The 18591-nt window shown below is 68.2% G+C and carries 18 protein-coding genes; 4 read left to right on the forward strand and 14 right to left on the reverse strand.

The genetic code is table 11. The features are described 5' to 3' along the window. Positions 1-70 precede the first annotated feature (70 nt). From rnr to FHD67_RS16485, 4 genes are read right to left on the reverse strand one after another with little or no spacing between them, the layout of a single operon-like run. Positions 71-2320, reverse strand: a complete 2250-nt coding sequence (gene rnr / locus FHD67_RS16470) for a ribonuclease R (protein WP_139599353.1) — start codon at positions 2318-2320, stop codon at positions 71-73. Between the two features lie 4 nt (positions 2321-2324). Further along, positions 2325-2744 (reverse strand): GNAT family N-acetyltransferase, encoded by a 420-nt coding sequence (locus FHD67_RS16475; RefSeq protein WP_046000802.1) that lies wholly within the window; start codon positions 2742-2744, stop codon positions 2325-2327. Beyond that, a complete protein-coding gene (gene dapE / locus FHD67_RS16480) occupies positions 2741-3880 on the reverse strand; it encodes a succinyl-diaminopimelate desuccinylase (RefSeq protein WP_139599355.1) in 1140 nt (379 codons plus the stop codon). Before dapE ends, FHD67_RS16475 begins: the two co-directional genes overlap by 4 nt. Continuing rightward, on the reverse strand, positions 3880-4647 hold the full coding sequence (locus FHD67_RS16485) for a sulfite exporter TauE/SafE family protein (RefSeq protein WP_046000800.1): 768 nt from the start codon (positions 4645-4647) through the stop codon (positions 3880-3882). Before FHD67_RS16485 ends, dapE begins: the two co-directional genes overlap by 1 nt. 179 nt (positions 4648-4826) lie before the next feature. On the opposite strand from FHD67_RS16485, the gene FHD67_RS16490 reads away from it, so the two are divergent. Both FHD67_RS16490 and FHD67_RS16495 read left to right on the forward strand, forming a co-directional pair. Beyond that, positions 4827-6425, forward strand: a complete 1599-nt coding sequence (locus tag FHD67_RS16490; RefSeq protein ID WP_425467279.1) for an acyl-CoA dehydrogenase family protein — start codon at positions 4827-4829, stop codon at positions 6423-6425. Between the two features lie 81 nt (positions 6426-6506). Beyond that, complete coding sequence (locus FHD67_RS16495) at positions 6507-6962, forward strand: META domain-containing protein (RefSeq protein WP_052714564.1); 456 nt, start codon at positions 6507-6509, stop codon at positions 6960-6962. Between the two features lie 3 nt (positions 6963-6965). Here FHD67_RS16495 and recO read toward each other — a convergent pair whose 3' ends face one another. From recO to FHD67_RS16545, 10 genes are all read right to left on the reverse strand, one after another. After that, the gene (recO, locus tag FHD67_RS16500) at positions 6966-7709 is read right to left on the reverse strand and encodes a DNA repair protein RecO (RefSeq protein WP_139599373.1); all 744 of its coding nucleotides are present in this window, start codon (positions 7707-7709) and stop codon (positions 6966-6968) included. A 98-nt stretch (positions 7710-7807) separates the two neighbouring features. Next, on the reverse strand, positions 7808-8740 hold the full coding sequence (rarD, locus tag FHD67_RS16505) for an EamA family transporter RarD (protein WP_139599358.1): 933 nt from the start codon (positions 8738-8740) through the stop codon (positions 7808-7810). A gap of 40 nt (positions 8741-8780) precedes the next feature. Beyond that, complete coding sequence (locus FHD67_RS16510) at positions 8781-9116, reverse strand: DUF1491 family protein (RefSeq protein WP_046000797.1); 336 nt, start codon at positions 9114-9116, stop codon at positions 8781-8783. Next, positions 9109-10068 carry a GTPase Era gene (gene era, locus FHD67_RS16515; RefSeq protein ID WP_139599360.1) on the reverse strand — a complete coding sequence of 320 codons (960 nt, stop codon included), beginning with the start codon at positions 10066-10068 and terminating at the stop codon, positions 9109-9111. Before era ends, FHD67_RS16510 begins: the two co-directional genes overlap by 8 nt. Then, on the reverse strand, positions 10065-10754 hold the full coding sequence (gene rnc / locus FHD67_RS16520) for a ribonuclease III (protein ID WP_127897782.1): 690 nt from the start codon (positions 10752-10754) through the stop codon (positions 10065-10067). The genes era and rnc overlap by 4 nt, the downstream gene beginning before the upstream one ends. Then, positions 10751-11542 (reverse strand): signal peptidase I, encoded by a 792-nt coding sequence (gene lepB, locus FHD67_RS16525; RefSeq protein ID WP_139599361.1) that lies wholly within the window; start codon positions 11540-11542, stop codon positions 10751-10753. The genes rnc and lepB overlap by 4 nt, the downstream gene beginning before the upstream one ends. A gap of 73 nt (positions 11543-11615) precedes the next feature. Next, positions 11616-12026: a holo-ACP synthase gene (gene acpS, locus FHD67_RS16530; protein WP_139599362.1), complete on the reverse strand. Its 411-nt coding sequence runs from the start codon at positions 12024-12026 to the stop codon at positions 11616-11618. A 37-nt stretch (positions 12027-12063) separates the two neighbouring features. Beyond that, complete coding sequence (locus FHD67_RS16535; protein WP_045981026.1) at positions 12064-12798, reverse strand: pyridoxine 5'-phosphate synthase; 735 nt, start codon at positions 12796-12798, stop codon at positions 12064-12066. Positions 12799-12828: 30 nt separating this feature from the next. After that, positions 12829-13647, reverse strand: a complete 819-nt coding sequence (locus tag FHD67_RS16540) for a 4-(cytidine 5'-diphospho)-2-C-methyl-D-erythritol kinase (RefSeq protein WP_046000794.1) — start codon at positions 13645-13647, stop codon at positions 12829-12831. Further along, positions 13644-15452 carry a tetratricopeptide repeat protein gene (locus FHD67_RS16545; RefSeq protein ID WP_246071328.1) on the reverse strand — a complete coding sequence of 603 codons (1809 nt, stop codon included), beginning with the start codon at positions 15450-15452 and terminating at the stop codon, positions 13644-13646. Before FHD67_RS16545 ends, FHD67_RS16540 begins: the two co-directional genes overlap by 4 nt. A gap of 480 nt (positions 15453-15932) precedes the next feature. Between FHD67_RS16545 and FHD67_RS16550 the strand changes: the two genes are divergently transcribed. Continuing rightward, positions 15933-16118, forward strand: coding sequence for a hypothetical protein (locus FHD67_RS16550; protein WP_046000793.1), 186 nt, complete (start codon positions 15933-15935; stop codon positions 16116-16118). Positions 16119-16748: 630 nt separating this feature from the next. Continuing rightward, positions 16749-18578: a family 16 glycosylhydrolase gene (locus FHD67_RS16555; protein ID WP_046000792.1), complete on the forward strand. Its 1830-nt coding sequence runs from the start codon at positions 16749-16751 to the stop codon at positions 18576-18578. Positions 18579-18591: the final 13 nt, after the last annotated feature.

Genomic DNA, 18591 nt, shown 5'->3' on the forward strand with positions numbered 1-18591 from the left:
CCGCAGCCCGATGGCCTACCTGATGAAGCCGCTGGCCGACTACTTCAATCGCGCGTTCCGCGAAAGCTGATCAGCGCTTGCGCCGCCGCTTGGTGGCGCGCTTGATCTCGGCCAGCCGCGACTTGACGGCCATGCGACCCGGTCCACCGCCGCGTCGTCCCTTGGACGGACCGCGCGGCAGGGTCGCGCCCTCCAGCTCCAGCAGGTCCAGCAGCAGCCCCCCGGTCAGGGGCAGCGCCTCAGCCAGGCGCACGGTCACCCGCTGTCCGATGCCGATCTCCAGGCCCGTGTCGCTGCCGATCAGCATCTGGCGGTCGGGGTCGAAGTGGAAATACTCCTGCCCGATGGCGCGGATGGGCAGCAGCCCGTCGGCCCCCGTCTCGTCCAGCTTGACGAAGGCGCCGAACTTCTGGATGCCGCTGATGCGGCCCGTCATCTCGGTGCCCACGCGTTCCGCCAGGAACGCCGCCAGATAGCGGTCGGTCGTGTCGCGTTCCGCGGCCATGGATCGCCGCTCGGTCTCGCTGATGTGGGTCGCGGTCTCGGGCAGGCGTTCGACCTGATCCTCGGTCAGCCCGTCCTTGCCCCAGCCATGCGCGCTGATCAGCGCCCGATGCACCACCAGGTCGGCGTACCGCCGGATGGGCGAGGTGAAATGCGCATAGCTTTTCAGCGACAGGCCGAAATGGCCGAAATTCTCGGGGTGGTAATAGGCCTGGGTCATCGACCGCAGCGTGCTGATGTTGATCAGCTCGTCAAAGTCGCTGCCCTCGGCCTGGGACAGCAGGCGGTTCAGGTGGCTGGTGTGCAGCACCTGCCCCTTGGCCAGCGTGAACCCCGAAGCCTGGGCCACCTCGCGCAGCGCGTCCATCTTGGCCAGGCTCGGCTCCTCGTGGACGCGGAACAGCAGGGGGCGCTTGCGACGGGTCAGCTCCTCGGAGGCGGCCACGTTGGCCAGGACCATGAACTCCTCGATCAGCTTGTGCGCGTCCAGGCGTTCGCGGAACGCCACGGCCGTGACGCGTCCCTCGGGCGACAGCTCGATCCGGCGTTCCGGCAGGTCCAGTTCCAGCGGCTGGCGGCGCTCGCGCGCACCCTTCAGCAGGCCATAGGCATGCCACAGCGGGCGGATCACGTCATCCATCAGCGGCGCGGTCTGCGCGTCGGGCACCCCGTCCGCGCCCGCCTGCGCCTGCTCATAGGCAAGGCTGGCGCGGCTATTCATCATGGCACGGTGGAACCGGTGGCCGGTCTTGTTGCCCTGCGCGTCCAGCCGCATCTCGACAGCGATGACGGGTCGGTCGACGCCCTCGTGCAGCGAACACAGGTCCGCCGACAGCGCCTCTGGCAGCATCGGCACCACGCGGTCGGGGAAATAGGTCGAGTTGCCGCGCCCCCAGGCCTCGCGGTCCAGCGCGCTGCCGGGGCGGACGTAATGGGCCACGTCGGCGATGGCGACCCAGATCGTCGCACCGCCGTCCTCCTCGACAAAGGCCGCGACCGCATCGTCGTGGTCGCGCGCGTCCGACGGGTCGATGGTGACCAGCGGCAGATGGCGCAGGTCGTCCCGCCCCTTCAGCGGCGCGGGCTTGGCGGCCTCGGCCTCGTCCAGCGCCTTCTGCGGGAATTCGTCGGGGATGCCGTGCTGGTGGATCGCGATCAGGCTGACCGCGCGGGGCGCCGACGGATCGCCCAGACGTTCGATGATGCGCGCCTGCGGCAGGCCCATGCGGCCACGCGGGCCGATCTGTTCGCCCTGCACCAGTTCGCCGTTCTCGGCATCCAGGGTGGCGTCGGCACGAACGCGCCATTCCTTGTCCTGGCCCTTGTCGATGGGCAGGATACGGCCGCCCTCGCTGTCCTTGCGGAAGATGCCGGTGATGCGGTTCGCGCTGGCCGTGATGCGGCGGATCAGGCGGGCGCGGTACTGATAATCCTCGCCCAGAACCGGCATCAGCCGGCCCAGGAACCGGTCGCCGCGGCCCAGGGCCGGATCGGCCTTCAGCGGCGCGTACAGGATCCGCGGCATCGGCCCGGTCCCCGACCATTCCAGCGGTCGCGCGAACAGATCGCCCGACCCGTCCGGCGCCAGCAGTTCCAGGACCGTCACCGGCGGCAGCGTCTCGGCGTCCAGGTAATGGCGGCGGCGGCGCTCCAGATGGCCCTCGGCCTCCAGCTCCTTCAACAGGCGCTTCAGCTCGATCCGCGCGGCGCCCTTGATGCCGAAGGCCTTGGCGATGTCGCGCTTGGAATTGGCGTCCGGATTGTCGGACACCCATTCGAGGATCTGCGCCTTGCTGGGGATCTGGGTCTGGGTCATCGGCTCACTTCAGGTCCAGGGCCATGTCGCGATGCGGGATGCCCGCGTCGTCATAGACGGGGCCCTCGGCGACAAAGCCCAGCTTTTCATAGAAACCCATCGCATGGGTCTGCGATCCCAGCCGCACCTGGCGCACGCCGCGGGCGGCCAGCGCGTCGATGGCGGCCCGCATCAAGGCGGCCCCCATGCCGGTGCCGCGCTGGTCGGCCAGCACGCAGACGCGGCCGATCTTGCCGATGTCGTCCTTGACCAGCAGGCGCGCGGTCGCGACCGGACGGTCCTCCGCATCGGTCGCCAGCAGGTGGACGGCGTCGCCGTCCAGGTCGTCCATCTCCTCGGCCTCGGGGACGTTCTGCTCCTCGATGAAGACGGTGCGGCGCAGCGCGTGGCAGGCGGCCAGGTCGGTCGTCTCGACGATGGTCATGCAAAGAACCTTTCCAGGATACGCTGATAGATCACCTGCAGCTGGCGGACCTGCTGGGCGGGGACACGTTCGTCCACCTGGTGCATGTGGGCACCGACCAGCCCGAATTCCACCACCGGGCAGTGATCCTTGACGAAGCGCGCGTCCGAGGTGCCGCCCGATGTGGACAGGACCGGCTGTCGGTTCGTCTCCTGCTGGACGACGCCGCGCACCATGTCGACGAAGGGGCCGGGCGCGGTCAGGAACGCCTCGCCCGAGATCTGGGCCTCGACGCTCAGCGTCACGCCGGTCTGCGCCTGCACCGCCGCCGCGCGGTCGCGCAGGCGGTCCAGCAGGCCCGCCCCGGTATGCAGGTCGTTGAAGCGGATGTTGACCACCGCCACCGCCCTTTCCGGGATCACGTTCGACGCGGGGTTGCCGCAGTCGATCGTGGTGATCTGCAGCCCCGAGGGGTCGAAATGATCCGTCCCTTGGTCCAGCGGTTCGGCGGTCAGGTCGGCCAGATAGCGGGTCAGCGCGTGCAGCGGGTTCAGCGCCTTGTGCGGATAGGCGGCATGCCCCTGGCGACCCTTGGCGGTGATGGTGTAGGTGGCCGATCCGCGGCGGCCGATCTTCATCATCTCTCCCATCACCTCGGGGTTCGACGGCTCTCCGACGATGCAGGCCTCCATGCGTTCGTCGTTCGCGGCCATCCAGTCCAGCAGGGCGATGGTGCCGTCGCGGGACGGGCCTTCCTCGTCGCCGGTGATGGTCAGGATCACGGCCCCGTCCGGGGGCGTCTGGCGCACGAAATCCACCGCGGCGCAGACAAAGGCCGCGACGCCGGATTTCATGTCGGTGGCGCCCCGGCCCCAGATCACGTCGTCCGCGTCCCAGTGGCCGGAGAACGGCGGGTGCGTCCAGGATGCCGGATCACCCGGCGGCACCACGTCGGTATGCCCGTTGAAGCCGATGGCCCGCGCCCCCTTGGCGCCCCATCGCGCGAACAGGTTCGGCGTGCCGTTGCGGTCGACGCGGTGGCAGTCGAAGCCCGCCTCCTCCAGCACCTCCTGCAGCAGGACCAGGGCGCCGCCCTCCTCGGGCGTGACCGAGGGGCAGCGGATCAGGCGGGCGGTCAGGTCGGCGGCGTCAGGCATCACAGGCTCCAGAGATCAAAGGCGCGGCGGATCAGGTTCAGCCCGGTCAGGATCAGCAGCAGCAGCGTCCAGCGGCGGAACTGTTCGACATCCAGCCGGTCCTGCAGCGCAAACCCCGCCATCATCCCCGCAAAGGCCGGGATGCACAGGACCGCGGACAGGGGCAGGGTCGATGCATTCAGCAAGCCGGAAAACAGGTGCGCCACCGTCAGGACGACCGCGCCGATCAGGAACACGACGCCCTGTACCCGCACCTGTTCGCGCTTTTCGGTGCCCACCGACAGCAGATAGACGATCAGCGGCGGCCCCCAGATGCCCGAGATGCCGCCGTACAGTCCGCCGATGACGCCCGACCACCCCTCGGCCCGCCTGCGGTGGCGCAGGTTCAGGACCAGCGGGCGGCCCGACAGCTGCCACAGCGCGAACAGCGTGATCGGCACGCCCAGCAGCGCGTACATCACCCATTGCGGGATCACCGCCGCGAACCCGGCGGAGACGCAGATGAAGATGCCGACCATCGCGATGTGCAGGCGGAACTTGACGGCCGAGGCCACGGCGGCGGGCCGCCCGTCGCGCACGGCCTGCTGGATGTTGGTGAACAGCGTCGGCAGGATCATCGCCGCCAGGGCCACCGGTGCCGGCATGATCGACCCGAAGGCCGAGATCATGATCATCGGCATGGCAAAGCCCAGGGCCCCCTTCACGAAGCCCGCGAAGGCGGTAACCCCGAAGGCCGCCACGAATTGCCAGGGCTCCAGTCCGAACATGGGGGCACGCTAACCGCGACGCCGGGAAAGGAAAAGGCCGCTTTGACGGATCAGCGACATGCGAATCCGGTGCGACACATTAGGTCGAAAGGCGGTCGCTGGACGCAAAATTGTTGCGCTGCAGGTGCGAAGGCGCTACCCATGCTGCAATGCCGCGAAAGGACGAATCGATGAAAGACATGACCCATCAGTCCCAGACCGTCCTGTCTGAACTGGACGATCTGCTGGCCCGCGCCAAGGATGCCCTGCGCGCCCGCGTGACGGTGGACGGCCGCGTCGACGCCGATGCGCTGGAGCGGCACCAGCATGCGGCGCATGCCCTGTCCTGGCTGGCCACCTATGTCATGTCGCTGCGTCAGCTGGCCGACTGGTCCGCGCGCGTGGACGGCCCCGTCGAGACGCTGATCACCCGCATCGGCATGGGAGAATACTTGACCCAGATCCTGGGCGGCATCCCGATGAGCCAGACCGAATTCGCGCGCCTGTCCGATCTGGGCGTGACGTGGCAGCCGTCAGAACAGGCGCTGTCGCTGATGGCGGGCAACACGCCCGAGGCGCGGGCCGAACTGGCCGCCCTGATGGGGCGCGACGCCGGCGCGGCAATTTTCGGCGCCAGCGGCCTGGACGAGGATCTGGAGATGATCCGCGACCAGTTCCGTCGGTGGAGCGACGACAAGGTCGCCCCCCATGCCCATGGCTGGCACCTGCAGGATCAGCTGATCCCGATGGAGATCATCAGCGAACTGGCCGAACTGGGCGTCTTCGGCCTGACCATCCCCGAGGAATTCGGCGGCCTGGGCCTGTCCAAGGCCGCGATGGTCGTCGTGTCCGAGGAGCTGTCGCGCGGCTATATCGGCGTGGGCTCTCTTGGCACGCGCAGCGAGATCGCGGCCGAGCTGATCCTGTGCGGCGGCACCGAGGCGCAGAAGGCGCACTGGCTGCCGCGCCTGGCCAGCGGCGAGACGCTGCCCACCGCGGTCTTCACCGAACCCAACACCGGCAGCGACCTGGGCAGCCTGCGCACCCGCGCGGTCCGGGACGGCGACGATTGGGTGGTGACCGGGAACAAGACCTGGATCACCCATGCCGCCCGCACGCATATCATGACCCTCCTGGCGCGCACGGACCCCGCGACCGACGACTATCGCGGGTTGTCGATGTTCATCGCCGAAAAGACCCCCGGCACCGATGCCGACCCCTTTCCCACCCCCGGCATGACCGGCGGAGAGATCGAGGTCCTGGGCTATCGCGGGATGAAGGAATACGAGCTTGCCTTTGACGGGTTCCGCGTCGACGGCGCGAACCTTCTGGGCGGAGAGACGGGCCGCGGCTTCAAGCAGCTGATGGAGACGTTCGAATCCGCCCGCATCCAGACCGCGGCGCGCGCGATTGGGGTGGCGCAGAACGCGCTGGACCTGGGGCTGCGCTATGCGCTGGACCGCAGGCAGTTCGGCAAGCCGCTGGCGGCCTTTCCCCGCGTGGCCGACAAGCTGGCGATGATGGCTGTCGAAATCATGATCGCGCGGCAGCTGACTTATTTCAGCGCGTGGGAAAAAGATCACGGTCACCGCTGCGATGTCGAGGCCGGGATGGCCAAGCTGCTGGGTGCCCGCGTGGCCTGGTCGGCGGCCGATAATGCCCTGCAAATCCACGGTGGCAACGGTTTCGCGCTGGAATATCCGATCAGCCGGGTGCTGTGCGATGCCCGCATCCTGAACATCTTCGAGGGCGCGGCAGAAATCCAGGCCCAGGTGATCGCGCGCAGGTTGTTGGGCTGATGCGCGCGCGGGCTGGATCGGCGCCGAAAATGACGCTAGACCACCTCAGCCCCGCTTGTCTGCGCCCATAGGAGCCTGCCCATGTCCCTGACGATCCGCCCCGCCCTTGCCTTGGCCGCCATCGCCACGTTGACCCTGTCCGCCTGCTCGGAACCGGCGGGCGACCCGATGGGCGGCATCCCGGCCAACGACTATGTGCTGGTGGGCATCGGCAACGGCACCGTGCCGCTGCGCAACATCACCCTGACGACCCGCCCCGAGGGCGTGTCCGGTCGCGGGCCGTGCAACGGCTATGCCGCCAAGAACACCGTCCCCCTGCCCGCCGTCGCCTTCGAGCCGCTGCAGACGACCGGCGTCACCGACTGCAAGGACCTGGCCGTCGAACAGCGCTTCTTCGAGGCGCTGCAGCAGGCCAATTCGATGGAGTTCTATGGCGGCGTTCTGCGCATCAAGGGCCCGACCTGGCTGATCTTCGAAAGCGGCCGCCCCGCCGAACAGGCCACCGACGCGCTGTCGGCCGCCCGCGGCAACCAGTAGCCCTCAGCCGTCCTGCGGCCCCGCGGCGGGCCGCAGCAGGCGCCGCACAAGCCGCCCCCGCGCGGCGGGCAAGGGGCGTCCGACCAGGTCGGGCGCCATCCGCCGTTCCAGGAAATGCCCGGTGATGGCCAGCCCCTGGGCCAGATCGCGGCCGCGATTGTCGCCCGCCCCGCCCATGACCGCCGGCAAGGGCAGCAGGCGGTCGGCCCAGTCCCCCGCCCCCTGCCGGCTGACCGCACGGCCCGATCTTGGGCTGACATAGGCCAGCCCCTCGGTCGCGCCGGTCACCGCGCAACTGGCAAGGTCCAGGCCGAACCCCATCTCGTCCAGCAGCAGCATCTCCCACGCCAGATAGGCGGGCGGCCAGTCGGCACCCGCCTCGATCTGGTCCAGCAGCGCCTCGGTCCGCTGGACCAGCATCGGGTGCGGATCGCGTTCGGGCAGCGCAAAGACCAGCAGCGCGCAGACGGCGTTCAGGCCGGCAAGCGCGGTCGGATCGGCCATCAGCCCCGCCCGCATCCGCAGCGGCTCGGCGGCAAAGCTGCCCAGCTGGTCCGACTGGCGCGCGCGCCAGCGCAGGGTCAGCCGCGCGCCGGGCTGCAGCATGGCGGCGCGTTTCTGCGATGCCCCACCGGGAACGACCCCTGCATGGCGCCCGTGTTCAAGGGTCAGCACGTCGATGATGACGGCCGTCTCGCCATGGGGACGGCGGCCGATCACGGTGCCTTCTGCCTGCCATTCCATCACAGCCTCCGGGTCCGCCGACACAGCTTGCGCGATCCGGCCTGCGGGGGCCAGAGGGCGTCACGCGGGCCGCGGTCGCGCGCCCGGCCGGCATGGGGTGCCTATTGCATGCGCCGGGCGGCCAGGTCGCGACGGTCGCGGCGTCTCTGGCCCGCCTGGCGGACCAGCGTCACCGAGTAGATGACCAGCGCCGCCCAGATCATCGGGAACGCGATCAGGCGGGCCCCGTCGAAGGGTTCGCCGAACAGCACCACCGCGCACAGAAAGATCATCGTCGGCGCGATATATTGCAGGATGCCGATGGTCGACAGGCGGATCAGCTTGGCCCCGTTGGCATAGAACAGCAGCGGGATTGCCGTGACCGGCCCGCATCCCAGCAGCAACAACGCCTGGCCCCAGCCCGCGCCAGTGAAATGCGACTGGCCCTGCAGCGCCTGCCAGATCAGGAAGCCCGCCGCCAGCGGGGTCAGCAGCAGCACCTCCAGCGTGAAGCCTTGGTTGGGGCCAAGCGGCAGGCTTTTCTTGCAATAGGCATAGAGGCCCCAGGACAGCGTCAGGCCGATCGCCACCACCGGCAGGCTGCCTGCCTGCACGGTCAGCACGATCACCGCAGTGGCCGCCAGCGCGATGGCCGCGATCTGCCCCCGCGTCAGCCGTTCCCCCAGCAGCGTCGCGCCCAAAAACACGCTGAACAGCGGGTTGATGTAATAGCCAAGCGCCGCGTCCAGCGCGTGATCGTTCGAGATCGCCCAGACATAGATCAGCCAGTTGACCGAGATCAGAACCGCCGTCAGCGCCGCCATCGCCAGCAGGCGCGGCTGGCGCAGGGCCTGGCCAACCTCGGCCGCGCGGCCCTGCCACAACAGGACGGCCGCCGCGATGGGCAGCGACCAGACGATGCGATGGGCGATGATCTCGGTTGCGGGCAGATGCGCCAGCGCCTTCATGTAGATCGGCAGGAACCCCCACAGCCCATAGGCCGCGACGGCATAGGCAAGGCCCTTGGGCGAATCGGTTTGCGGGGTGCTGCTCATGGCGTGATGCATATTCTGCAAACCGCGACCCCGCCAGAGGTCAGAACAGCCCGTCGCGATCCAGCAGCGTGGTGCCGTCGCGCGATTCGATCTCGATCACCCACAGGTCGCGGTCGCGGGACCGCTGGCGGGCGATGGCAGCGTCGATGTCACGCTCGGTGCCCCTGTCGGTCGCGACCCAGGGACGGGTGTCGCTGTCCATGTCCCATTCGCGCATCCACAGCGCGGCGGTGCCGTCCAGATGGGCGCATTTCACCGCGATCGCCCCCGCCGTGTCGTCGCCGCGCGCCAGCACATAGGCGGGGATGGTGGCCTGCGCCAGGCGGGCCAGATAGGCCGCGACCCACAGGGACGCGGCCAGCCGGGCCTCAGCCATCGCCGTCGCGGAAGTTCAGGCCGATCTCGTCATAGCGTTCGGCCTCGTTCTCCCAGTTCTCGCGGACGCGGACCTGCAGGAACAGATGGACGCGGCGGCCCATGAACTCCTCCAGCTCGACGCGGGCGGCCTGACCCACGGCCTTGATTGTTTCTCCGCCGCGGCCCAGGACGATGCCCTTGTGGCCCTGGCGGGCGACATAGACGACCTGCTCGACGCGGGCGCTGCCGTCGTCCTTCTCCTCCCAGGCCTCGGTCTCCACCGTCAGCTGATAGGGGATCTCCTCATGCAGACGCAGGGTCAGCTTCTCGCGGGTGATCTCGGCGGCGATCATGCGCATGGGCAGGTCGGCGATCTGATCCTCGGGGTACAGCCACGGGCTTTCGGGCAAGCTGCGGGCCAGCCAGCCGCGCAGCTGCTGGCAACCATGGCCGCGCATGGCCGAGATCATGAACGTCTCGGTGAAGGGATAGGCCTCGTTCAGCTGCTGAGACAGGGCCAGCAGGGTCTCGGCCTTGACGCGGTCTATCTTGTTGATGATCAGCGCGACGGGCGTCCCCTTGCCCAGGTCGACCAGCTGATCCAGGATCGCCTGCGTGCCGTCGGTCAGCCCGCGATGCGCCTCGACCAGCACCAGCACGATGTCGGCGTCCGACGCCCCGCCCCAGGCCGCGGCGACCATGCTGCGGTCCAGCCGGCGGCGCGGGCGGAAGATGCCCGGCGTGTCGACAAAGACGATCTGCGCGGGGCCGTGCATGGCGATGCCGCGGATGCGTGCGCGGGTCGTCTGGACCTTGTGGGTCACGATGCTGACCTTGGCGCCGACCATCTGGTTCAGCAGCGTGGACTTGCCCGCGTTGGGCTCTCCGATCAGGGCGACGAAGCCCGCGCGGGTGGGCCCGTCGGGTAGCGCCGCGGGCGGCTGATCGGGGGCGATGTCGTCGTCGGTCATGTCAGTCCTTCCAGCCGGTCCAGCAGCGATTGCGCGGCGGCCTGTTCGATGCTGCGCTTGGTGCCCGTGCCGCGGGCCTGCGCGTCGCGGCCGTCTTCCAGCCGCACGGTGATCAGGAAGACCGGCGCATGGTCGGGGCCGCTGCGTTCGGTCTGTTCATAGACGGGGGGCGGCATGCCCTGGGCCTGGGCCCATTCCTGCAGGGCGGTCTTAGCGTCGCGGCTGTCGGCATCGACCCGCGCCAGACGCGGCGCCCAATGGCGCAGCACGACCTGACGGGCCGCATCGAAGCCCGCATCCAGATAGACGGCGGCCAGCACGGCCTCCATCGCATCGGCCAGAAGGGCGTCCTTGCGACGCCCGCCCGACAGCATCTCAGACCGACCCAGCTTCAGCACGTCGCCCAGGGACAGCTCGCGGGCCACCGCGGCGCAGGTCTCTCCGCGCACCAGCGCATTGTAGCGTGGGGCAAGCTGGCCCTCGCTGGCGGCGGTGTCTGCAGTGAACAGCGCCTCGGCCATGACCAAGCCCAGGACGCGGTCGCCCAGGAACTCCAGCCGCTGGTTGTCGGGCCGCGTGACGCTGGCGATCGAGCCATGCGTCAGCGCGCGGATCAGCAGTTCGGGCCGCGCGAATTCATGCCCCAGACGGGCCATGAAGGCCCGGATGTCGGCCGAGGGCGTCAATTCACCGCCTTGAAGAAGCGGTCGGACCGCCACGTCCAGAAATACAGCAGAGACCGCCCCGCCGACGAGAACATGATGCGGTCGGCGCGGCCGATCAGGTATTCGGCCGGCACGAAGCCCAGGCCGCCGATCTCGGCCGGGAAACGGCTGTCTTCGGAATTGTCGCGGTTGTCGCCCATGAAGAAGTACTGTCCTTCGGGGACGGTGAAGGTCGGCGTGTCGTCGGCCACCCAGCCATCGACGATGTTCAAGATGTCATGGGTGTTGCCGCCCGGCAGCGTCTCGGTCATGCGTTCGCTGATGCAGTCGCCGCCCTCGGGCACGGGGTCGTTCACGCAGCGCGGGATCAGGCCCTGCGGCCCCTGCTGTTCCTTGACCTCGATGAACTCTCCGGCGGGGGTGACCTGGACCGGCTCTCCGTTCAGCCACAGGCGGCCGCCGCGCATCTGCACGGTGTCGCCCGGCAGGCCGATCACGCGCTTGATGAAATCGACGTTGCGGGTCGGGTGGCGGAACACGGCCACGTCGCCGCGCTCGGGCTCGCGCTCCAGGATGCGGCCGCTGATCGGGCACATCGAGAAGGGGCAGCTATGCGCCGAATAGCCATAGGCCATCTTGTTCACGAACAGGAAGTCGCCGATCAGCAGCGTGTCCTTCATGCTGCCCGACGGGATCCAGAAGGGCTGGAAGAACAGCGTGCGGAAGATACCCGCGATCACCAGCGCCCAGAAGATCGTCTTGATCGTCTCCCAGATGCCGTCCTTTTTCTCGGGCGCTGCCGTTGCCATTCCGCGTGGTCCTCTTATCCCTCGGGCCGGGGGCCCTGCGTCGCGTGTTCATGGGCCGGGCACAGGGTCAAAGTCAAGCAGGCGCAGGGCCGGGACGCGCCTCGATCACCACGAAGGCCTGCGCCCAGGGGTGGTCGTCGGTCAGCGTGACATGCACGACCGCGTGATGTTCGGCGGGCGTCATCGCCGCCAGCCGGTCCGCGGCCCAGCCCGTCAGCGCCATGACCGGCTGGCCCGACCGCAGGTTCGTCACCGCCATGTCGCGCCAGCTGATGCCCATGGCAAGACCCGTGCCAAGCGCCTTGGAGCAGGCCTCCTTGGCGGCCCACCGCTTGGCCAGGGTGCCGGCCTCGTCGGCGCGGCGGGCAGCCTTGGCCAGTTCGGTCGGCGTGAAGACCCGGTTGCGGAACCGGTCGCCAAAGCGGTCCAGCGTCCCTTGGATGCGGTCGATGTTCGCCAGGTCCGTGCCGATGCCAAGGATCATGCCGTACGTCCCGACGGGTCTTTGGACAGGAAAGGGATCACGCCCGCGCCGCGTCCATGCGCGCGCGCATCTCGCGGATTGCGCCCTCCAGCCCCAGGAACACCGATTCCGAGATCAGGAAATGCCCGATGTTCAGTTCGGCCACCTGGGGAATGGCCGCGATGGGACCGACCGTATCGAATGTCAGCCCGTGGCCCGCATGGACCTCCAGCCCCAGGTCATGGGCCAGCGCGGCACCCTCGCGCAGGGCGGCCAGTTCGGCGTCGCGCTCGGCGTGGCGGCCTTCGGTGTCCAGGTCGCAATAGGCGCCGGTGTGCAGTTCGACCACCGCCGCGCCGATCCGGGCGGCGGCGCGGATCTGGGCGGGTTCGTGACCGATGAACAGTGACACCCGACAGCCGGCCTCGCGCAGCGGCGCGATGTATCCCGCCAGCGCATTGTCGTTGCCCGCGACATCCAGTCCGCCTTCGGTCGTGCGCTCCTCGCGCTTTTCGGGGACGATGCAGACGGCATGCGGACGATGGCGCAGGGCGATGGCCTGCATCTCCATCGTGGCGGCCATCTCGAAGTTCAGGGGCTGCGTCAGGTTGGCCATCAGCGCGTCGATATCGGCGTCGCTGATATGGCGGCGATCCTCGCGCAGATGGGCGGTGATGCCGTCCGCGCCCGCGGCCTGGGCGATCAGCGCGGCCCGCAGCGGGTCCGGCCAGGGCGTGCCCCGCGCGTTGCGGATGGTGGCGACGTGGTCGATGTTGACGCCAAGGCGCAGCATGGGTTCCTCCGGGATCGGGTCGGGCGCAGTCTAGCCGCGTGCCGGGGCGGATGCCAGTTCGGTCGCCACCGCCCACCAGCCGTTGCGCGCAAGGGCCGCAGCCGCGCGCTCCGCGGCGCCGGGGTCGGCAAAGATGCCGAAGCAGGTGGCCCCCGATCCCGACATCCGCGCCAGCCGCGCGCCCTGGCCTTCCAGCGCCTGCAGCACGTCGGCGATGACCGGCGCCGCGGCGATCGCGGGGGGCTGCAGGTCGTTCCGCGTGGTGCCCAGCCAGCCCAGCAGCGCATCGACATCGGCAAAGGCGGGAATGGGCGGCAAAGGCGGATTGTCGCGCGACCGCAGGCCCGCGAAGATCGCCGGGGTGGGCACCGCGATGCCGGGATTGACCAGCACCAGATGCAGCGGCGGCAGGGCGGGCAGCGGGGTCAGCACCTCTCCGACGCCCTGCATGCGCGCGGGCGTCGAGGCCAGGCAGACCGGCACGTCGGCACCAAGCCGTTCGGTCCCCTCGGGCAGCGGATGGCCCATCCGCGCCAGCCCGCGCAGCACCGCCGCCGCATCGGCGGACCCGCCCCCGATGCCCGAGGCGACGGGCAGCGCCTTGGTCAGCCGGATCGCGGCCTGTCCCCCGACCAGACGCGCGGCGCGCAGACACAGGTTGTCATCGGTGGACAGGCCCGCCGCGAAGGGGCCGTCGATGCTCAGGGACAGCGGGCCGGGGGTCAGGGCGATGCTGTCGCCGACCGCCGCAAAGCAGACCAGCGAATCCAGCAGGTGATAGCCGTCGGGCCGCCGACCCGTCACGTGCAGCGCCAGGTTCAGCTTGGCGGGGGCCGCCTCGATGATCATTCGGCCGCGTCGGCCTCGGTCTGCGGGGCCTGGGTGGGGTGGCTGGCGACGGGGCCGTCCTCCTCGTCCATCACCGCGTTCAGGCCGCGATCCAGCTTGGCGCGGATGCGGTCGGCATCGACCTCTCCGCTTTCGCCGGGTTCCAGCGACAGGGCGCGCTGCCACTGGATCTGCGCCTCGCGGTGGCGACCGACCATCCAGTAGATGTCGCCAAGGTGGTCGTTGACCAGCGGATCGGCGGCCATCGTGGCGATGGACTGCTCCATCGGTGCCACGGCCTCCTGATAGCGGCCAAGCCGGAAATAGGCCCATGCCAAGCTGTCCAGGATATAGCCGTCGCCGGGCGACAGCTCGACCGCGCGCTTGATCATGTCCAGCGCCCGGTCCAGGTTCTGGTTCCGGTCGATCCAGGAATAACCCAGATAGTTCAGCAGGCTGGCCTGATCGGGGCGGATCTCCAGCGCGGCCAGCAGGTCGGCCTCGGCGCGGTCGAACTGGCCCGCACGCTCCAGCGAGATGCCGCGCGCGTAAAGCGGAAACCACCGCGCCTCGGGCGGGGCGTCGGCCAGAAGGTCCAGCGCCCGGTCATAGCTTGGGATCGCCTCGGCATATTTCTCCTGCTGGCGGGTCACGTCGCCAAGCGCGATCCAGGACTGCGCCAGGCCCGGATAGGCCGCGGTCAGCGCCAAGGCCGCACGCTCCGCCTCGGCGGGGCGTTGGGCGCGCGACAGGGCGTCGATGCGCGACAGCTCGGCCTGGGGGCGCATCTCGCCCATGCGGCGGACGGCGTCGAACTCGGCCTCGGCCAGGTCGAACTGCTGGCGGTCCTGCAGCAGCTGCGCGGTGGTCAGCCGGGCCTCGGGGTTCTGCGGCGCGATCCAGGACGCCAGGCGCGCATGGATCAGCGCCAGCGGTTCCGGGTCCGGGCTGCTGGACAGGGCCGAGGCAAAGGACAGCAGCAGATGCGCGATCCCGTCCGCCGGGCCGCCCACCACGTCGAAGGGCACCGGCTGCCCCTGTTCCAGGCGCTGGCGCAGGGCCAGCAACTGCGGCTCGGCCTCCAGCCCGTCGATCTGGGACAGCAGCGCCAGCGCCTCGTCGCCGCGATCCAGCTGCGAGAGGATCTGGACGCGGGCGGTCAGGCCCATCAGGTGGCCGCTGGCCTCGGACTGCACGATCAGGCGGTCGGCGGCCTCATAGTCGCCCGCCAGCGCCCGGGCCAGCGCAAGGTGATAGTTCACGATGGGGGCCAGGTCCGCATTCGCGGCCATCGCCTCGAATGCCGCGATGGCGTCGGTGGCGCGTCCCGCACCCAGCAGCGCCCAGGCACGGATGGTGCCGTCCATCAGGTCCTGGTCCAGCGGGACGTCCGGCGCATGGGTCGCATCGATCAGGTCGACCACGCCCTGCCAGTCCTCGGCCCGGACCAACTGTGCGCGGCGCAGAAGGCCGGCCAGTTCCGTCGGGCGATCCTCGTCGGACAACCGTTCGGCCATGGCCACCGCCTGATCGACATCGCCCGCCGATGCCAGCGCGACCAGCGCGCTGTCCTGCAGATAGACGTCCTGCGGATCCTGCGCCGACGCCATGACGAAATAGCGCGCCGCCGCGCGAAAGTCGTTCTCTACGGTCGCCATGCGAGCGGCAAGATAGGGGCCGGCCAGGCCGCTGATCTGCGCGGGCTGCTGCGTCGGCTTCGGTTCGGGCGGGCCGTCCTGCGCCAGAGCTGGCAGGGCGGTTCCCGTCGTCAGCGCAGCCAGCACGGCAAGACGCAGCAGGGCAGCAAGGGGGCGGGTCTGGGTCAAGGGCGGCACTTCCGGAAATCACATTTGCGTTGCCCGCAAGCCTAGCGGCCGGGGCCAAGGCAGGCAACGCCCCTGCCCCAAGGTTTCATCACATGTTCGAGTAATCACGCATGTTTTGGATTTTGACAGGGTCCCTTGAGGCATATCGCCGGTTGCCGTTGAAGACTGCACGATGCGCTGTCTGTAGCGCACGGCGACGAGGGATACCCGCCCCGATCAGTTTGCAATTGTTAGCCGACGCACCGTCACGCTTGCCGAAAATTGAGGCATCGGCAGCAATTCGTGAAAATCGAACCATGTAACGGCATGATTTCGCCGCTTTTGTCGCGGATGTCACCTCTGCCTAGGCGTTTTGCCAATGTGCATGGTACGATCAGTTAACCAAGATCGAAACGGTCATTCGCTGGTATTTTGGTTTCTGAATGAAATGCTGTGGCCATCTGTCCTTGCAGGGGGTCGGCTATCGAATGGAGGGGTCGGATGATCGCAGCCAATCTTGCCTTTGCCCTAGCCGTGGCCATCGGCGTCATGATGCTGTTCCTGTTCAACGGGTTCGCATATTGGGAATGCCTCACGGCCTATGCACTCTGCGGAGGATTCTCGGTGCTGGCATTTGCCTGGGCATCGGCATCGCGGACGCCCGTCCGCACAGACCAGAGGTCATGACGGACGGGCACGTTGCCTGACTGGTAACCTGTGACACAAGGGAACGACCGGCGACGGGACGGACCTTATCTCTGACAATCGATACGCACGTCTTAGACTTGTGCATATGGTGCAATACGTCAATATAATATAAGGTTGAATATAAACTAATAATTCACGCCTAAGTTGTTAATAAAAGTCTTGATATTGCCATAGCCGTCGTACGCGATTGCTTTCTGAAAGCTTTTTAGAGTTTTGATAAGATAGCAAGCGCATCAACATTTTACGCCTTATCCGACGGTACACTCCCCACTCTACGCCTCAGGTATCGCGTAGATTAGATTTGCGAACCGTATTCCCACAGGGGCAGCACGCAACGCAGTGTGTCTCATGCTGGATCTTCCGATCACCTTTAACAGGGCCCTTGATATAGTTCGCCGACAGAATATCGCGCTGTTCTGGCAGATCCGACGCCGTTCCTTAGCTTGCGTTCGTCCCACATGGGGCAAAGCACAAACCGCGCAGCGCAAGATCGCGTTAAAGTTGCATTAGGGTGTCCGGGTCATACTGAGCCTTCCGGTTTCCTGATCGGGCCGCGTGCTGCCCTGCCCGTCTCGGCCGCCGCCGTCCCTGCGACCATCTGAGGTGAGCATGACCACGACCCCGACCGCCCCTGCCCTTGATCTGTACGAGATCGGCGAACAGCACGACAATGACAGCTGGCTGATCTCGGACTGGGCGGCCGGGCAATCAAGCATCATGCAGTGGTCGGACGACAATGTCCGCGTCGGCGCGGATGGTGCCATCGAACTGGTCCTGGGCCGGTCCCCATCCGGATCGCCCCGTCCCTATCAGGGCGGCGAGATTCAGGGCGCCCAGATCGCCACCACCGGAACATGGGGATGGACCGTGCAGGCCCCCGACATGCAACCGGGCGCGGTATTCGGACTGTTCACCTACAAGGCGGACTGGCAGCATCAGCCTTGGGTCGAATTCGATTTCGAATTCGTGGGGGGCGACACCACGCAGGTCCAGCTGGCCATCCACATGGAGGACGCTGCCGGAAACCACGTCACGCTGAATGACGCCGGCCAGCGGCGCGCGGTGATCGACCTGGGCTTTGACGCGGCGGAAGGCTTTCACACCTACGAAGTCACCGTGACCGACCGTTCCGCCGTCTTCTATGTAGATGGGCGGGTCGTGGCGCAATTCAGCGCCGCGGACATGCCCGGCGGCATCTGGAACATCGGCCCCATGTCCAGCTATGTCGATCTGTGGGCGGTGGCCCCGGGGCAGGAAGGCTGGGCCGGACGATGGACCGATCCCGGAGAACCCCTGGTCGCCCGCATCGCCGGGGCAGAGATCAGGCCCGGCGAATACGGCAGTAGCGTTCCCCCCGACCCCGTGGTCGGCGGGCCGGGTCCGACCCCCGATCCGGTCCCCGGCTTTCCGCTGTTCCCCGCCGATGCCCCTCCGGGCAGCATCATCGGCAGCGCGGGTGCCGATCGCCTGCGCGGGACCGCGGCAAATGACACGATGTTCGGGCTGTCGGGCAATGATGTCATCGACGGCATGGCGGGCGCCGACAGGATGCACGGCATGGCCGGCGACGACGTCTATCACGTCGACAACGCGGGTGACCGGGTGATCGAAACGGCGAACGGCGGTCGGGACGTGGTGCATGCCGGCGTGTCCCACGCGCTGTCCGCCCATGTCGAGCATCTTGTGATGACCGGCACGGGGCGGGTGACCGGTATCGGCAACGATCTGGCCAACCGCATGACCGGCAATGGGGCCGATACCATCCTGCGCGGCGCGGGTGGCGCGGACACGATCGCCGGGGGCGGCGGGGCCGACAGCCTTTTCGGCGGGAACGGAAACGACGTCCTGCATGGCGGGGTCGGCAACGACATGCTTTGGGGTGGGGCGGGCAACGACACGATCGATGGCGGCGCGGGAACGGACTGGGTTTCGTTCATGGGTCAGGCGCGGGCCGCGCGGATCGATCTGGCCATGACCGGCGCGCAGGCCACGGGGCACGGGACCGACGTGATCCACAATGTCGAGAACATTCACGGCGGGATGGGAAACGACATCCTGCTGGGCGACGCCCGGGCGAACGTGATCCGCGGCGGGTTCGGTGCGGACATCCTTCACGGCAGGCAGGGCGATGATCGCCTGGACGGTGGGGCCGGAAACGACAGCCTGAATGGGGGTGCGGGACGCGATCAGCTGTGGGGCGGCGCGGGGGCCGATGTCTTCGTCTTCGGTCACGGTGCCGGGCGCGATGCGGTCATGGATTTTCAGGACGACATCGACACGATCCGCATGGTCAACTTCGGGATCGCCAGCTTGGCGCAGGCGCGGAACCATGCCGCGCAGGTCGGCGCGAACGTCGTCTTCGATCTTGGGGACGGTGACGTGCTGACGGTGCGCAACATGACGATCGACGGGCTGGGCAACGACCTGATCTTCGTCTGACCGGGATCGGCCC

The organism is Paracoccus haeundaensis (assembly GCF_006239215.1).
Taxonomy (GTDB): Bacteria; Pseudomonadota; Alphaproteobacteria; order Rhodobacterales; family Rhodobacteraceae; genus Paracoccus; species Paracoccus marcusii.

Coding starts and splice junctions, on each gene's coding strand:
- rnr (WP_139599353.1), bottom strand. CDS start 2,320: ATGACCCAGACCCAGATCCCCAGCAAGGCGCAGATCCTCGAATGGGTG.
- FHD67_RS16535 (WP_045981026.1), bottom strand. CDS start 12,798: ATGCTGCGCCTTGGCGTCAACATCGACCACGTCGCCACCATCCGCAAC.
- lepB (WP_139599361.1), bottom strand. CDS start 11,542: ATGGCAACGGCAGCGCCCGAGAAAAAGGACGGCATCTGGGAGACGATC.
- FHD67_RS16510 (WP_046000797.1), bottom strand. CDS start 9,116: ATGGCTGAGGCCCGGCTGGCCGCGTCCCTGTGGGTCGCGGCCTATCTG.
- era (WP_139599360.1), bottom strand. CDS start 10,068: ATGACCGACGACGACATCGCCCCCGATCAGCCGCCCGCGGCGCTACCC.
- FHD67_RS16485 (WP_046000800.1), bottom strand. CDS start 4,647: ATGTTCGGACTGGAGCCCTGGCAATTCGTGGCGGCCTTCGGGGTTACC.
- FHD67_RS16495 (WP_052714564.1), top strand. CDS start 6,507: ATGTCCCTGACGATCCGCCCCGCCCTTGCCTTGGCCGCCATCGCCACG.
- rarD (WP_139599358.1), bottom strand. CDS start 8,740: ATGAGCAGCACCCCGCAAACCGATTCGCCCAAGGGCCTTGCCTATGCC.
- dapE (WP_139599355.1), bottom strand. CDS start 3,880: ATGCCTGACGCCGCCGACCTGACCGCCCGCCTGATCCGCTGCCCCTCG.
- FHD67_RS16555 (WP_046000792.1), top strand. CDS start 16,749: ATGACCACGACCCCGACCGCCCCTGCCCTTGATCTGTACGAGATCGGC.
- FHD67_RS16490 (WP_425467279.1), top strand. CDS start 4,827: ATGACCCATCAGTCCCAGACCGTCCTGTCTGAACTGGACGATCTGCTG.
- FHD67_RS16550 (WP_046000793.1), top strand. CDS start 15,933: ATGATCGCAGCCAATCTTGCCTTTGCCCTAGCCGTGGCCATCGGCGTC.
- FHD67_RS16475 (WP_046000802.1), bottom strand. CDS start 2,744: ATGACCATCGTCGAGACGACCGACCTGGCCGCCTGCCACGCGCTGCGC.
- FHD67_RS16540 (WP_046000794.1), bottom strand. CDS start 13,647: ATGATCATCGAGGCGGCCCCCGCCAAGCTGAACCTGGCGCTGCACGTG.
- acpS (WP_139599362.1), bottom strand. CDS start 12,026: ATGATCCTTGGCATCGGCACGGACCTGGCGAACATCGACCGCATCCAA.